Origin of the sequence: Peribacillus sp. YIM B13472, assembly GCF_042788005.1 — a bacterium.
GTDB classification, from domain to species: Bacteria; Bacillota; Bacilli; order Bacillales; family DSM-1321; genus Peribacillus; species Peribacillus simplex_E.
Window position 1 is genome coordinate 110096 of sequence record NZ_JBHZPG010000010.1, and the last position, 13870, is coordinate 123965.

At 37.9% G+C, this 13870-nt stretch carries 18 protein-coding genes and 1 pseudogene; 4 read left to right on the forward strand and 15 right to left on the reverse strand.

Annotation, left to right across the window (positions count from 1 at the left end):
• Nucleotides 1-501: 501 nt before the first annotated feature.
• The gene (locus ACFX4I_RS10680; protein ID WP_309518527.1) at nt 502-1374 is read right to left on the reverse strand and encodes an AraC family transcriptional regulator; all 873 of its coding nucleotides are present in this window, start codon (nt 1372-1374) and stop codon (nt 502-504) included.
• A gap of 117 nt (nt 1375-1491) precedes the next feature.
• Nucleotides 1492-1938, reverse strand: a complete 447-nt coding sequence (locus tag ACFX4I_RS10685; protein WP_283932114.1) for a GNAT family N-acetyltransferase — start codon at nt 1936-1938, stop codon at nt 1492-1494.
• Nucleotides 1939-2191: 253 nt separating this feature from the next.
• Between ACFX4I_RS10685 and ACFX4I_RS10690 the strand changes: the two genes are divergently transcribed.
• Nucleotides 2192-2371 (forward strand): small acid-soluble spore protein H, encoded by a 180-nt coding sequence (locus tag ACFX4I_RS10690; protein WP_230300809.1) that lies wholly within the window; start codon nt 2192-2194, stop codon nt 2369-2371.
• 343 nt (nt 2372-2714) lie between these two features.
• Here the strand turns inward: ACFX4I_RS10690 and ACFX4I_RS10695 are convergent, their stop codons facing one another.
• The 3 genes from ACFX4I_RS10695 to ACFX4I_RS10705 form a co-directional block, all read right to left on the reverse strand.
• On the reverse strand, nt 2715-3227 hold the full coding sequence (locus tag ACFX4I_RS10695) for a DUF3189 family protein (protein ID WP_230300810.1): 513 nt from the start codon (nt 3225-3227) through the stop codon (nt 2715-2717).
• 298 nt (nt 3228-3525) lie between these two features.
• A complete protein-coding gene (locus tag ACFX4I_RS10700; protein WP_377420484.1) occupies nt 3526-4620 on the reverse strand; it encodes a D-alanyl-D-alanine carboxypeptidase family protein in 1095 nt (364 codons plus the stop codon).
• 486 nt (nt 4621-5106) lie between these two features.
• Nucleotides 5107-6078 carry an acyltransferase family protein gene (locus ACFX4I_RS10705; protein ID WP_377420486.1) on the reverse strand — a complete coding sequence of 324 codons (972 nt, stop codon included), beginning with the start codon at nt 6076-6078 and terminating at the stop codon, nt 5107-5109.
• Nucleotides 6079-6458: 380 nt separating this feature from the next.
• Here ACFX4I_RS10705 and ACFX4I_RS10710 point away from each other — a divergent pair, with 380 nt between their 5' ends.
• Nucleotides 6459-6851, forward strand: a complete 393-nt coding sequence (locus tag ACFX4I_RS10710) for a thiol-disulfide oxidoreductase DCC family protein (protein ID WP_230300813.1) — start codon at nt 6459-6461, stop codon at nt 6849-6851.
• A gap of 102 nt (nt 6852-6953) precedes the next feature.
• Here the strand turns inward: ACFX4I_RS10710 and ACFX4I_RS10715 are convergent, their stop codons facing one another.
• The 7 genes and pseudogenes from ACFX4I_RS10715 to ACFX4I_RS10745 all read right to left on the reverse strand — a co-directional run bounded on the left by ACFX4I_RS10715 (nt 6954) and on the right by ACFX4I_RS10745 (nt 10607).
• A complete protein-coding gene (locus ACFX4I_RS10715; RefSeq protein ID WP_377420488.1) occupies nt 6954-8300 on the reverse strand; it encodes a DUF3238 domain-containing protein in 1347 nt (448 codons plus the stop codon).
• A gap of 166 nt (nt 8301-8466) precedes the next feature.
• Complete coding sequence (locus ACFX4I_RS10720) at nt 8467-8931, reverse strand: KGG domain-containing protein (protein ID WP_230300815.1); 465 nt, start codon at nt 8929-8931, stop codon at nt 8467-8469.
• Nucleotides 8932-9114: 183 nt separating this feature from the next.
• Nucleotides 9115-9312: pseudogene (locus ACFX4I_RS10725) on the reverse strand (KGG domain-containing protein); the annotation flags it as partial.
• 157 nt (nt 9313-9469) lie between these two features.
• On the reverse strand, nt 9470-9625 hold the full coding sequence (locus ACFX4I_RS10730; protein WP_057913045.1) for a YvrJ family protein: 156 nt from the start codon (nt 9623-9625) through the stop codon (nt 9470-9472).
• Nucleotides 9626-9675: 50 nt separating this feature from the next.
• On the reverse strand, nt 9676-9894 hold the full coding sequence (locus ACFX4I_RS10735; protein ID WP_377420490.1) for a DUF2922 domain-containing protein: 219 nt from the start codon (nt 9892-9894) through the stop codon (nt 9676-9678).
• A gap of 42 nt (nt 9895-9936) precedes the next feature.
• Complete coding sequence (locus ACFX4I_RS10740) at nt 9937-10155, reverse strand: DUF1659 domain-containing protein (protein ID WP_230300817.1); 219 nt, start codon at nt 10153-10155, stop codon at nt 9937-9939.
• A gap of 170 nt (nt 10156-10325) precedes the next feature.
• Nucleotides 10326-10607 carry a DUF2798 domain-containing protein gene (locus tag ACFX4I_RS10745; RefSeq protein ID WP_230300818.1) on the reverse strand — a complete coding sequence of 94 codons (282 nt, stop codon included), beginning with the start codon at nt 10605-10607 and terminating at the stop codon, nt 10326-10328.
• Nucleotides 10608-10734: 127 nt separating this feature from the next.
• Here ACFX4I_RS10745 and ACFX4I_RS10750 point away from each other — a divergent pair, with 127 nt between their 5' ends.
• Together ACFX4I_RS10750 and ACFX4I_RS10755 are read left to right on the forward strand one after the other, a co-directional pair.
• Nucleotides 10735-11598, forward strand: a complete 864-nt coding sequence (locus ACFX4I_RS10750; RefSeq protein WP_377420492.1) for a LysR family transcriptional regulator — start codon at nt 10735-10737, stop codon at nt 11596-11598.
• 399 nt (nt 11599-11997) lie between these two features.
• Nucleotides 11998-12645, forward strand: coding sequence for a hypothetical protein (locus ACFX4I_RS10755; RefSeq protein WP_377420494.1), 648 nt, complete (start codon nt 11998-12000; stop codon nt 12643-12645).
• Nucleotides 12646-12691: 46 nt separating this feature from the next.
• On the opposite strand, the gene ACFX4I_RS10760 is transcribed toward ACFX4I_RS10755, so the two are convergent.
• The 3 genes from ACFX4I_RS10760 to ACFX4I_RS10770 form a co-directional block, all read right to left on the reverse strand.
• A complete protein-coding gene (locus tag ACFX4I_RS10760; RefSeq protein ID WP_207438891.1) occupies nt 12692-12946 on the reverse strand; it encodes a sigma-G-dependent sporulation-specific acid-soluble spore protein CsgA in 255 nt (84 codons plus the stop codon).
• Nucleotides 12947-13054: 108 nt separating this feature from the next.
• Nucleotides 13055-13252 carry a helix-turn-helix transcriptional regulator gene (locus ACFX4I_RS10765; protein ID WP_377420496.1) on the reverse strand — a complete coding sequence of 66 codons (198 nt, stop codon included), beginning with the start codon at nt 13250-13252 and terminating at the stop codon, nt 13055-13057.
• Nucleotides 13253-13263: 11 nt separating this feature from the next.
• Nucleotides 13264-13776 carry a DUF6773 family protein gene (locus ACFX4I_RS10770; RefSeq protein ID WP_377420498.1) on the reverse strand — a complete coding sequence of 171 codons (513 nt, stop codon included), beginning with the start codon at nt 13774-13776 and terminating at the stop codon, nt 13264-13266.
• Nucleotides 13777-13870: the final 94 nt, after the last annotated feature.

Consider the following 13870-nt stretch of genomic DNA (forward strand, 5'->3'; position numbering starts at 1 on the left):
CAGAGAGATTTTAATAAAAAGTAATAATTTTACACTTTTATACTGGAACATTTGTTCTGTTCGTGTTATTCTTATAAAAACAAATAAAAAGATCAAATCGCTGCAAAAGATTGATCGTAATTATAATCAAAGGTCGGTTGTATCCGCGGGCCTTACACGGTTGTACCGCTGAGCCGAGCCATTTGCTAACGTTCAGGGTGCCGGTGATAAAGACAGCTCCGAACTTCAGCTAAAGCACCCGTTCGTTCATTAATAACTGATAATTTATTAATCAACCATTACTCCCCATCCATCTGTTTGCCCGCCATAAGGTTCACTTAGTCCACTAAGTCGTTTTTGTATATCAAATATCATCGTAATTTAAAAGCATTTATATAAAGCAATAACAAGTAGCTCGTTATAACAAATATTACCTAGCCATTATTCCATTATCCTGCCCTGTTTGTTACATGCAAAAAAGCTGCCTTAAGACAGCTTTTCGAATAAATCTTTCGTCCATCCTCACTTTTTCAAAACGGGGACCCATATTTCACTTCTAAATGCTGGTGAGGTTATATCTTTATTTTCGTTCCAAAGGATTTCCGGTCCTTCCCTTTGTTCATAGTTAGAGGATGGAAACCATTCGGAATAAATACGTCCCCATACATTTTGCAGTGTTTCAGGAAAGGGACCTACCGCTTCGAATACTGCCCATGTAGATGCATCAACTTCAAGCTGTGATAAGTTATCTGGACACTCCCTCGTTGTCGCTGCGCCGATATAATGATCAAGCTCCCCTTTTTCCTCTAACCGGCCTTCGGAAAAATTCGCAGATGCACTAAGCAGCCCCAATGGCTCGACATTCGATAGGTTTTTAAGTTCATTTATCGTTTTCTCGTCTAAACTTTTCCACATAGATGCAATCTCTGGATTAACCCCGTTAAAAATGATTGGAACCCTTTTTTTAATTCCAATAATGTGAAATGCCTCTTTTTCTTCAATACGATAGTTCATTTCACTTCCTCCTTTAATGGATAATTGGAAGGACATCGGTGGATAGGCTTTAAGTGAATGGCCGTTACTTCTCGCTTCTGATGGTGTGATACCATGCAAATGTTGAAACGCTCTTGCAAAAGAGTCAGGTGAGCTGTACCCGTACTTTATCGCTATATCAATGACCTTTATGTTGTTATCCTTTAGCTCAAACGCCGCAAGTGAAAGTCGTCTTCGGCGGATATACTCGGATAGTGAAATACCTGCAAGGAACGAAAACATCCTTTTAAAATGATATTCCGAGCAATAAGCTAGCCTTGCAACTTCTTTAAAGTCAATTTCGTTCGTAAGATTTTCTTCAATGAATTTAATGGCACCATTCATATTTTTTAGCAAATCCATTCCATGACCTCCTTATATCAAAAGAATAGCAGGAATTGAAACGAATCATCCGACATTCTGTGCACGATTATGCAGGGTCTAAACCTTTCGCTTCCGTTAATGAAAATAAGCTTATTGTTAAAATGGAGATTTACGGACTTTTTGCATAAATAGCTCTGGATTATCGATCTGATTAAAACCGTATTTTTTATATAATGAATGTGCATCATTAGTAGCTAACATAAACCTGCGAACCCCTTCCAGTTCGGAATGGTTGGTGATGACATCCATTAACCATTTTGATAATCCTAATTTACGATAGTCAGGTAATATGAACACATCGCAAAGGTATGCATGTGTTGCTAAATCTGTTATTACCCTTGCAAATCCAACTTGTTCACTATCTTCATTACCTATTTCACCTTTATAAACCCCAAAACATAAGGTCGTATTTTCAATTGACTTCATTATTGTTTCCTTTGGTATTCCCTTTGACCAGTAAGCTTCTTGATTCAAAAAATTATGTATTACATCTACATCTAAATACTTTTTATTAGTAGAAATCGAAAATCCTTTAATATTCATTTTTCATCCCCTTAAAACTTTTTTAATTTTCTGTAATTATATCAAACCACTGATTTAAATCTTTTGAACTAGCTTGCCACGTTAGTCTAAATGATTATAAGCTACCTTAAATATTACTCGTTCTTCAGCTGACGTACCAGTTAGTTAAGTAAGGGTGTAAGGGATTCTTGGAAGAATTTTAATTACAACAAGTATATCTAAGTAATTCGTAACAAATATTATATATGTTGCAAATTCAAAGGAGGTGGCTAAAATGAACGCACAACGAGCAGAAGAAATTGCTTCTTCACCAAATATGGCTAATGTAACCTATAATGAGGAAAGTATCTACATTGAGCATGTTGATGAACAAAATGGAACAGCTACAATCCATCCCCTTGATGATCCAAATAAAAAACAAAGTGTTTCTGTAACCAGCTTAAAAGAACAGTAATTTCCTCGATTCAATAATAAACCTCCACTTTCGGGTGGCGGTTTATTGTTCGGTTAAGTTCAATTACCATTTTCTTTTTAACAATATATCCCCTTGTTGAATATCCTGCGCCGATAAATGAACAAGCACCTCCTCTTCTATTGCACATATCCATCCAGAAGCGTAACAAAAAAGCCAACATCAATTGTTGACTTAATGTATATCGACATTTAAATTTATTAAAATATATATCCTATTACTTCTAATTCAATTCCGGAATCCCTAATTAAGTGGCATTTTTCAAAAAAACGAATTCCTATCGCTAAGCAATCTTTTACTAACAGAGATAAAACATTTAATAGTATTACTTATATATTTCATTTTCCAATATAATCACTTTTTCCCCATTCGCTGCTTTCCCTATTTGTTTCGTATTTTCAACCAACCGAAAAATATTATCACAGCATTGTTTGGCACCTATAAGCAATAATGGTACACCTATAAAATCAATTTTTAATGCTCTTGATAAATATCCCCCTATAGACATAGCAATAGGTACAGTTGGGGATGTATTGGAGAATACTACTTTTTCGTTAAAATGAAATTTTTCTTCTAATAGTAAAGTCAATTCTTTTAATGCGGGAACCACAAGTTTGTCTCTTCTATGTCCAATTGTATAAACTGAGTTGCCCTCTTCATCGGTTCCGCGAAAAATTAGCTTTCCAGAATCTTCTTTCGTTAATTTATTAAAATATTTTACATTTAATATTTCTTCCGAAGTTAATTTTCTTTCCGATTGAGGTAATTGTTTTAAATGATATGCGGCTGCCAAAGACGTTGTATGTGTACCCCCATAATCATTATAGATATACATCATGAAATCATCCCTAATAGTTTTATTTAACACTATTATGGTCATATACTCCATTTCCAATTCGGTTGCGGTACTTTATAAGAATATTCCTGTCCTGGGATCATCATAAAAAGAAGAGTACACCTATTTGTCATGAATGATAAGTGCACTCTTTTATCCCCTTTAGTGTCCGGGGTATGTATAAGGCTGCAACGCCTCTGATTCCTTGCTGTGATTTTTTCAGTAACGGGCTCTTCGATTTTTTTCTGTTTTTCTTTAGAAAACCGTAATGAGAATGATAAAATGACGAAGCCTACCCATCCTAGAGATTGAAAAGAAAATTTAGTATCTTATTATCATCGATTGTTTCTTTTTTAATCGAGGCAGGCAATACTGTGTTCCTGACATCAGCGACCGTTTTAAGGTCAAAGGATTCTATTGCTTCCCCTTGTTGGTTCATGATTGAGAGAATTCCATCATTACTCGTTTTTAGACTAGGTTGATCATTAATTAAATGAGTATAGTATAAGTCTTCGTTCAGCCTGTAGGAATTAGAATAGTCCGCTGAATAAAGTTTGCTTTTTTTATCAATTTTGCCTGATTTAAAGTTTTCAAAGCCATAGTTGAATAAAAGCTCAGTATCAGAGTAGGCAACCTTGTCTGAAGGAGCTTTCAGAGTGACGGCAATCAAGTCCTGTTCTCCCCTAGTGGCAGTAGAAATCAGGGTGTAACCGGATTTACTGACGAAACCGGTTTTCCCGCCGGTTATTCCCTTATAAGGGAGTTCGCCTTTTAACATTTTATGATGGGTAACTAGAGTTGTGTCCCATGTTTCCACTTCCCATGGTAACTCCTTCTTCCCAAAATACTCACGGAAAGTTTCATTTTTCATTGCATATTGGGTAATTTTCGCAAGGTCACTGGCTGTAGTTACATGGTCTTTGTCAAATAATCCATGGGGGTTCGTAAAATGAGTATCGGTGACGTTTACTTCTTTTCTTAAAAACTCATTCAAATCTTCCATGAACAATTTTTCACTACCAGACATATGCTCAGCAATTGCGATGGCTGCATCATTTCCGGAGTTGATCAGCATTCCTGCAATTAATTTCGAAAGCTCTATTTCCTCCCCAGGTTCAATAAATACCGAAGAACCGTCTGCCTCCGCCGCTTTTTTGCTTATCGTCACCAGTTCGTTCTGATCCCCATGTTCGATAGCATATATAGCTGTGGCAACTTTCGTTAGACTGGCTGGATACATACTTTTATTCATATTTTTTTCGTATAGTACATTCCCACTTTTCGCATCAATAATGATCCCTGCTTCACTATTGAGAGGTAAGTCAGATTCTGCACTTACAGTCGTAGAGGCGAAGGGGAGTAAAGCCAAGATGAAGATGAAGAAAAACTTTTTCATATGCCTCTCCTTTAATGATAGTAAAATTCTATATTGTCATAATAAAATAAATCTGAAAGCTAAAAGATGTTTTATTGAAAGTGAAATACAAAAGTAATTCCCCTTTAATAATTTTGGAAACATTTCGGTTAATGACCTTCATTTTCTTTCCTGAAATAACTTTATAAGGGTTATTGCCCTTTTAGTGGGAGGATCCACTTAAATAAAAAAAGATTCCCCTTTTAAATTTGTAAATCACCAAATGGGGTATCTGTGTGTTTTTTTTATCCTGATGTCGATAGGTTCCTCCTGCATGACAATATCTTTTCATGAAAAAACCCTTCAAATGAAGGGCTAGTTACTGTTTAGGTGCTTGATCATTACATTACTTATATGAAATATTCATGTTCATGTATTTCGAACCGTTTTGGACATTCTTCAGACTCTGATGCAGCTAGTTTAAACCAGCCTTATTTAAACACATCTTCATTTAATGATTAAATTCTGTTATGTTTTCATTTTCATTCCTATTAACATACATTCCACTTTTACAATCGGCTTTCTTGATAATATAAATATAATAGTTAAAGGTATGACTATTAAAACATAATATTGGCCACTTTCTTTGATCCAATCATAAATAAATGAGTTATAAACATATTCCAGAATAAACATATGAAAAAGATAAATAACTAATGTAATGGATCCTATTTCAGTAAAAAATGTATGCTTTTTAGGAACAATACAAAAAAAGCAATAAGTTGCTGCTCCCATGATTAAATAAACGATCAACTTATATATAAAACCGAGGGCAATGGAACCTTCCATTAATTCCTTATAACCTAAACGGCCATAAAACCATTCCCTCCAAGTAATTTCACCATAGAAATAAATGCCGGCAAAGATTAACCCTAGTACACCCCAGCCGATTATGGCATTACTTTTCTTTTTAACCCATTCAAAATGATCTTTTTCTAAAAAATGTCCAATTAAAAAGAAAGGAAAGAAAAAGAACGTTCTCGACAAACTTAACCATTCATTTACTTCACCAATGTAACCAATTATTAGAGATACCATTATCGAAAAAACGATTCCATATTTCCTGGAGGAAAATATAAACAATAATATATTCCAACAGAATAAGCTTATTAAGAACCATAAGGCCCATCTTGGAGTCAAAATGGTGAATTCAATTGGTTCATCAAATAACCTCTGATAATAGAAGGTATAAATCACCTGGAATATTACATAGGGAATTAATATTTTCTTTATTAGCACCCAGAGGTCCTTTTTACTTTTTATCTTTCTTGAAAAATGGCCGGATACTAAAATAAAAGCTGGCATATGGAATGAAAAGACAAACAAATAAATAGTTAAAATCCATTCGTTTTCTTCCACCATTCGAGCTAATGTGTGTCCCAAAACCACTAGTACGATTAAAACAGCTTTCGCATTATCAAAATAAGGATCACGTTTCATTAAATCTTACCTCCTCTAAAGAAACCGCTAGTTATATCTCCTAATCCTTAATTATGCTTTGAATGAAAAAACCGGCTTTCCTCTAAAAAAGGATTGCCGGCTTTTTCAGGAAATTCATTGGAGTTACTACCATATCATAGCTTGTTTACAGTATAGTTAATGGAAAATAACAGTTTGATAACAGAGACTTAAACCAGGGGTCCAACCGCCAATCGCAGCCTTCTTATGGCACACGCACCCGTTTAGTGACTTGCCGGAACGAACAATCCCTTCCAAAATTCCAAAACTCCAAGCATCTCCATACGTTTTCGCCTTACCAAAACGGGTAGTGTATTATAGAAGCATGAGTATGATAACGTCTCTCTATAGGAGGAATGTTCATGAATCCGGTCATTTTATTTGATGGTGAATGCAACTTTTGCGATTCGAGTGTCCAGTTCATCATAAAGCGGGATCCGCAGGGGCTTTTTCATTACGCTTCGCTTCAAAGTGAGGCGGGACAAGAGTTGCTGAAGAAGTATGATGTTCCTGCAGATATAGATAGCATGGTGCTGATCGAAAGGGATAAGGCATACTATAAATCATCTGCAGCCTTGAGGATTTGCCGCCGCTTACAAGGGGCGTGGAAATTGCTTTACGGTTTCATCATCGTTCCAGGCTTCATCCGGAACTTCGTTTATGATTTCATTGCCAGAAACCGTTACAAATGGTTCGGAAAGAAAGAAGAAAGCTGTATGCTGCCGTCGCCAAGTGTTCGAAAGCGATTTTTATAAAAAGACGAGCAAAAAGGACATCTAGTATACGAGGTCCTTTTTGTTTGTTGTATTAGAAATGTTCAAAAAAAGGACGATCAGCGATATTGGCTTTTCGTCCTTTCATTGTGTAAATGTGGAGTATCTCCATAAATGATTGGCCGTAGGATGCGCCATCATTTCGAGGCCTTTGTTTTCCGCTAGGTGCAGGGGTTTCCAGTTTTGGTCATCTGCCTCCTTTAGGTAGACTTCGTGATGCGGTGCCTGATCATGATAGCCTGCTATATTGATTTCGCCATTTCGGTAAAAGGTCCCGATCACTTTATAATCCACGGCAGGAGAAATGATGATTGGGTTGCCTACAGAGTGTGACAGCTGAATTGTCGTTTTCTCATGATTGGATAATACGCGCTTCACTACAATGTCTTCATCCGAGGCAACTCCTTCCTCTAGGAAATCCCCATCATGATTGTAGGCCTCACTTTTCCCGACTGCTTTGGTAAATTCAATCTCGGCTTCACTTTCCTTTTCGTGAATGTACACATCGACCCTAGTCCTGTATCGGGGTGATTCAGGATCAAACCCGCGGTTGTCTCCTTTAAAATAGGGAACCTTTGAGGCAAGATTGGGGTTTTTCAGCCACTCTTCCGGTAAAAAGGTGGAATAGCGCAGCTGCCAATTTCTTTTCTTTATACCATCCACATCGTTTTCAACTGGCTGTAAAAGCTGTTTTACAGGTCCTATCTTTTTCGTATTCGTTATTTCCTCGATCGCTGCCTGTGCTTGGGATGAACCTTTTTTTACGGCACCGACAATACTCGCTACAAGTGATTTCACGGCATAGGACTCCTGCTCAGAACGCGGAAGGGGTCGCTTGGCTTTAATGGTATATGTGTATTCCCGATCTTCACTAATACTCCGATCACTGAAGGAGCATCCACCCACTTTCCCAATATCCACGCCGTTTCGGTAAATCGTATACTCTTTTATTCCTTTGATGGGCTCCCATTCCAGGCTGGCTTGGCCCTTTGCGACAATCGTGGTGAATACCAAATCCAAAAGGATATTATCCTCTTTTTTATTCTCGGCGGTCGTTGATGTCTGTATTTTCATCCTGTTCACTGCCTGTTCTTTTTCATTCAAGCTATCTATCGTGTACGTATAGATGGTTCCTGGAGTCAGTCCCCGATCTGCCATCCTTGGCTCCCGTCCGCTGTAAATCAGCTCTCGCCCCCTAAATACCCGATAGAAACCACCTTCATCAGGCCAAATAAGCTTAATGGAATCTTCTTTCCGTTCGATCTTACACATCAATGAAGCCGTTTTGAATACCGCTTGATGCTTCCTCTTATTGGAAATGAGATAAGCGATGCCCGCAAGACCAAGGGCAAGCAATGAATGCCGTGCAGTGAATGTAACTCCGCCTACTTTTAAACGGGGAAATGAATAATGGGCGATCAACTTCTTCATCACCTCTTTCTTTTCTAGGTGTTATTTCTTTACCCACTTTAATTTCCAAGCACACTTTGTAATGTGCTGTGAAGGGAATTTCCATGGGACACTTGCTGATGGCAGAAAAAAACCGAGGGAATGGTTACTCCCTCGGTCATTTATGAGATGTTTCCTGGATTATATATTAACGGCGGCTTTTTTCTCCGCCTTTACGTCCTGCTTCTTCACGGCTCATTTTTCCATTACCGGAACCGTCAGAGCTGCCGTCGCCATCTCGTTGATTGGCCCGTGCCTCTCCGCCTTTTTCGCCGATTTCCTGATAGAATTCCTTGCCATGACTATCGGATGTCGCTTCTCCGCCTTTTTGGCCAATCTCTTGATAGAATTCCTTATCATGATTTTCGGATGTTGCTTCTCCGCCTTTTTGGCCAATCTCTTGATAGAATTCCTTATCATGATTTTCGGATGTCGCTTCTCCGCCTTTTTGACCAATCTCTTGATAGAATTCCTTATCATGATTTTCGGATGTCGCTTCTCCGCCTTTTTGGCCAATCTCTTGATAGAATTCCTTATCATGATTTTTCGCTGTAGTTTCTCCACCCTTACGGCCTGCTTCTTCACGACTCATTTTATCATTGTTGTTAGTCATTAAAAATTCCTCCTTATTATTTGGATTTTCCATGAACTAGCTACATATGTCATGTACCCGCTTGAACAGCTATAAAACTGGAATCTGCTAAATACTTCAGGTCGCTTATTCTATTTAGCGGCGACTTTTTTCCCCGCCATTAAGTCCTGTTTCTTCCTTGCTCATTTTTCAATCATCGGACCCATCACGTTGATCGGCTCGAGCCTCTCCGCCTTTTTTGCCAATTTCCTGATAGAATTCCTTATCATGATTTTCGGAAGTGGCCTCTCCGCCTTTTTGACCAATCTCTTGGAAAAATTCCTTATCATGATTTTTTGCTGTCGTTTCCCCGCCTTTGCGGCCAGCTTCTTCCCTGCTCATTTTTTCATTGTTGTTAGTCATTAAAACTCCTCCTTATTGTTTGGATTTTTGATGAACTAGCTACAGTTTTATGTATACCCGATAGTTTTGATATGAAACTAGAATCTATTAAAACTTTTCCATTTCAAAAGGAAAAAGCATCATGAATGGTATCACTCATGATGCTCCCCGCTTATCCTTAACCTGACTTGGGAATCCCTTCTCGCAGGCGATCTGGCAGCTCCACAAGGGTTTCATTCAAAGTATCCAATTTCGTTTCAATCCTATGAAGCAAATAAAGGGTAACAATGATCGGGAACCCAATATCACTGACAAATGGCAGGATTTGATCCACTTTTATTCACCTCACTTCCAGGGTGTCCAACAAGATGACCTTCCCGTCCGTCAGATGAGTTCCACTTCCTCGACATTCCGCTCGACAAGGCGTGCCGCTTTCAAATCGGTGAAATCCCCAGAAGATGTAACGAACACATTCCCAGCAATGATTTTTTCCATTGCCAGTTTAAGCGTATTTACCTCGACCGGCTCCTTCGGATTATCAACGGAAATCGTCGCTGACTTTCCTTCCTCCGTAACGAAAATCATTTCCAGTACTTTAGCCATTTCAAATCACCTCCCCCTCGTACGACATCTCTCCAAAACCGATTAGCCAATCAATGAATACGTATCCACCCGGGTCACTTCACCCATTGGATAATTCTGCACACTCGCGATTGCAACAGCTGCCGAAAACAACTGATCCGCCGTCGCCTCGACCTTGATGTTCGAAAATGCCCTCCGCTTGAAAACGATGGCCCCTTTATCATTTAACCCCGTCTCAAAATCGATCCGCAACGTACTTGATACTGGAATCTGACTTGCCATGCCACTCACCCCCTTTCACACTCTATATAAACTTTTTCAGGATGAAAGTAGCATGGCCTTAAAATTTTTCAGGGGAAACGAAAAAAAGCTCCCCATCATTTAGGCAGCTCTTGATCCGTATTTTTAAAATCCATCGGTTTTCCTTTAAACCCATATCCACATTTTGGCCATTATCCATTGTCTTCTTCTCTCACTAAAAAATCTTTCTCAATTATTGGCGGTTTTTCTACAAAATTAATTCTTCTCATTATTTGTTGTATTACTCCCGGAAAAAAGTAAGCTCCAAAGAAAGCACAGATAAAAGCCTGTGACCAAGTTTTTAACCATTTAGATAAGAATATATGATCATAACCACTATTTATTGAGACTAATATAAAGGAAATAAAAAAGGACATACTAAAAGCCATAAAAAATGCATAAATAATCTTTCTGTATTTAACATTAATACTCATTATCTTTCTACTTCAACCCCTACCTAATAATTCTTCACAACTATATTTTATTTCTTCTATTTACATTAGTAAAACCAATTTTTATAATAGATCTATTAGAATTACTAATGTAAGGGGGTTAGTGAGGTTGAATTCGTATTATGCTTTTATCAAAACCATAGAAACAGGCAGTTTTACAAAAGCTGCTGAAGAACTTGGCTATACCCAGTCCGCCATTAGCCAAATGGTGCATTCATTAGAGGAAGAACTTTCCACCACTCTTATTTTACGCTCTCGAAAGGGTATTACACTGACACCAGATGGCGAGGAATTTTTGCCATTTATCAGGAAGATTTGTAATTCACATAGGGAACTGATTGAAAAGCATAAAGAGATGGAGGGACTCCAAAGTGGCCTTATTCGAATTGGCACCTTCTCCAGTGTTACATGTCATTGGATACCGGGATTGATCAAAGATTTTAAGGAACTTTACCCAACTGTTCATTTCGAATTACACCAAGGAAATTATACGGAAATCTCAAATTGGATTAAAGAAGGAAACGTAGACTTTGGCTTTGTGAATTCAAATGTTACGGATTTAACTACGATACCCCTGCAGGAAGAAGAAATGCTGGCTGTAATGCCAGTAGATCATCCTTTAGCATCATCCACAAAAGTATCATTGAAAGAATTGCTAAAAGATCCTTATATTCTGTTGGATGAGGGAGTTATTAATGAACCATTAATAGGTTTTAAACAGTACAATTTTGAACCTGATACACAATACCGAGTATTTGATCCCTATGCGATAATGTCGATGATTGAACAAGAGCTTGGCATTTCGATTTTACCGAAACTTCTCTTAAATAAATGTCCCTATAATATTGTAACGAAAGCTATCTCTCCTTCCATTATTCGAACAATTACTTTGGCGTATAAGGATAAAAGGGTATTGCCAATAGCAAGCAGGTATTTTATTGACTTTATTATTGAAAGGTATAGGGAAACTTAAAAAATTCGTTATCCATAAATGGGGCCGGATTCAAAAACGTTCGATAAAAATCCCTTCTAAATAATGAAGGGGTTTTCCAAGTTTTCATAACGCTTCTTTATATATTTTTCCACCCTTGATACCACTTTGATAGTTCAATCTTCTCAAATACATTACGGTTTAACTTGCTGACTAAATGTCTTAACTCATTTAACAATCCGACCCGGTTTGCTCCTCAGCCATTCCTTAAAAATGAATACCATAAAATACGATTACCGTTTTTGCCATTCATCTTATTTTCCCTTTACATTACTTTTTTATAACTGACATTTTCATTTTTTTGTTGAGCATTTGGCTTTAAATGGCACGTCATGTTCGTGTTTTCTGGGAAATAATAATCACGAAAGGATGTGGATGTTGATGTCATTAGAATGGTTTGACAGAGTTAGCGGGGAATTGCAGGATCATCTTCAATCAATTTGTGAGAAATACGACCGAAATGGCAGTATGATCGTGGAGCGCGGGTCGAAGCATCCACGGATCGAGTTTTATACAGAGCTGGATGACAATGAGAGGGATTATTTTTCCTCGCTGTTTTTTGATCCGTATAATGAAGAATTTTATATGGAATCGTTTGAGCCGGATTTAGGGCAGATCAGCAAGGTCATCCTTTCAGACATTGAAGATATCGTCGATGCTGTCCACGAGAGCTTCCATAACTATTTGGAAGAGGATGATGCCGATTACGAATATGATTTGGATATGGATGATGATAAAGATGATTTATCTGATCCAGACGGCGAAGGTTCCGATATATACGAAATCGATGTAGAATGGGAAACGCCTGAAGTGACCGCCTATATCCAGGATAATGAAGTCGAGGTCACGTATCAATTCGGTATCGTCCAGGAAACAGGTGATGGTGTGCTGAAACGGATCAATCGGATTCGGACCTCGGATGATGATCTGATAAAGGATGAAACGAATTTCATTTTCAGCAAGGAAGAAGCAAGCACGATTATCGCCATGATCGCCAGTCATATGGATTCACTTAGTGAAATGGAATAAAAAAACCAACAAAACCTTGTCCATGATCATCATGGACAAGGTTTTATCATATAAGAATCAGTTCATATACCTCTGATAATTGCGTGACCCGCTCCGTATCACTCGCTTCCTTCGCATGCTTGATTTCCTGAGGAAGAATATGGTTAAGGAGGCTGGCCTCTTTACCGGATAGCTTATTGACGAGTTCTTCTTCAGAATGAAAATGTCCGCTTTTGATTTTATTATAAATTTCCTGCGCTTCAGGATATTGGTCCGTATAGTTAGATAATATCTCACGTAAGTAACCAATCGTACGATCCATCAAACCATCCCTCTCGAATGTTAGATTTTTGCTTACATGCTATACCTTCCCCCATTTTTTGATGATAAATTCCTAAAAAAAAGATATCCAAGTCAATGGATACCCTACTCAGTTTTCCTCCCAAAACAAATCATCCAATGTACGCGATAATGCTTTACAAATACCGACACACAAACTCAATGAGGGATTATACTTTCCTGATTCAATCAATCCTATCGTTTGCCTGGAAACGCCGACAATTTTGGCCAGTTCATCTTGTGACAAGTCTTTTTCCACTCTCGCAAGCTTCAGTTTTATGTTTTTCAAGGGATTCGCACCTACAATTTCTTATTATCTTCGCTATTTTTCATTCCGATTTTCTTCGCCAGCAAGTATATACCACCAAAAAACAGAAGTAAAATCGGCAAATAGATCATAACGGATACAAACGATACCAATACAAAATACCATACGCCTTGGGAACTGCTATCCGCATAGGATACAGCACTATTCACCCCCATGAATATAGCGATGATGAGTGCTAAAGCAACCGTACCAATAATCGTCTTCCTGCTCATCGGTGTTTTGCTTGTGCGGTCATGCATTTCCACTTCATCCCAAAATACACCTAAGAAAATGGAACGAGCTAAGTAATACAGCCCTCCTGCAACGATGATCACGAATTCCAGATATAGCTCCCCGCTGCCTGCACCATATTTATATAGTTTGAAAAGTGCACTCACCAGGCAAATGGCCAAGATGACGTGATACATTTCTTTATAAATTTTATTTCTTACATGCTCAACCCGCTCATCCGTGATCTTTTTCGTTCGTTTAAATAAATTCATCATCGATCGACCTCCAATTAATTCCATCGCTCACTCTTATTATATGGTTGATTTAACTTTTTGCAACATATATATTACATTTTATAATTTATAAATG

Excerpts from the sequence above, each read along its gene's own strand:
- ACFX4I_RS10715 (WP_377420488.1), bottom strand. The coding sequence starts at position 8,300 with ATGAAGAAGTTGATCGCCCATTATTCATTTCCCCGTTTAAAAGTAGGC.
- ACFX4I_RS10705 (WP_377420486.1), bottom strand. The coding sequence starts at position 6,078 with ATGAAACGTGATCCTTATTTTGATAATGCGAAAGCTGTTTTAATCGTA.
- ACFX4I_RS10720 (WP_230300815.1), bottom strand. The coding sequence starts at position 8,931 with ATGACTAACAACAATGATAAAATGAGTCGTGAAGAAGCAGGCCGTAAG.
- ACFX4I_RS10685 (WP_283932114.1), bottom strand. The coding sequence starts at position 1,938 with ATGAATATTAAAGGATTTTCGATTTCTACTAATAAAAAGTATTTAGAT.
- ACFX4I_RS10695 (WP_230300810.1), bottom strand. The coding sequence starts at position 3,227 with ATGATGTATATCTATAATGATTATGGGGGTACACATACAACGTCTTTG.
- ACFX4I_RS10700 (WP_377420484.1), bottom strand. The coding sequence starts at position 4,620 with ATGAAAAAGTTTTTCTTCATCTTCATCTTGGCTTTACTCCCCTTCGCC.
- ACFX4I_RS10680 (WP_309518527.1), bottom strand. The coding sequence starts at position 1,374 with ATGGATTTGCTAAAAAATATGAATGGTGCCATTAAATTCATTGAAGAA.
- ACFX4I_RS10755 (WP_377420494.1), top strand. The coding sequence starts at position 11,998 with ATGTCATTAGAATGGTTTGACAGAGTTAGCGGGGAATTGCAGGATCAT.
- ACFX4I_RS10770 (WP_377420498.1), bottom strand. The coding sequence starts at position 13,776 with ATGATGAATTTATTTAAACGAACGAAAAAGATCACGGATGAGCGGGTT.
- ACFX4I_RS10690 (WP_230300809.1), top strand. The coding sequence starts at position 2,192 with ATGAACGCACAACGAGCAGAAGAAATTGCTTCTTCACCAAATATGGCT.
- ACFX4I_RS10710 (WP_230300813.1), top strand. The coding sequence starts at position 6,459 with ATGAATCCGGTCATTTTATTTGATGGTGAATGCAACTTTTGCGATTCG.
- ACFX4I_RS10745 (WP_230300818.1), bottom strand. The coding sequence starts at position 10,607 with ATGAGTATTAATGTTAAATACAGAAAGATTATTTATGCATTTTTTATG.
- ACFX4I_RS10760 (WP_207438891.1), bottom strand. The coding sequence starts at position 12,946 with ATGGATCGTACGATTGGTTACTTACGTGAGATATTATCTAACTATACG.
- ACFX4I_RS10740 (WP_230300817.1), bottom strand. The coding sequence starts at position 10,155 with ATGGCAAGTCAGATTCCAGTATCAAGTACGTTGCGGATCGATTTTGAG.
- ACFX4I_RS10735 (WP_377420490.1), bottom strand. The coding sequence starts at position 9,894 with ATGGCTAAAGTACTGGAAATGATTTTCGTTACGGAGGAAGGAAAGTCA.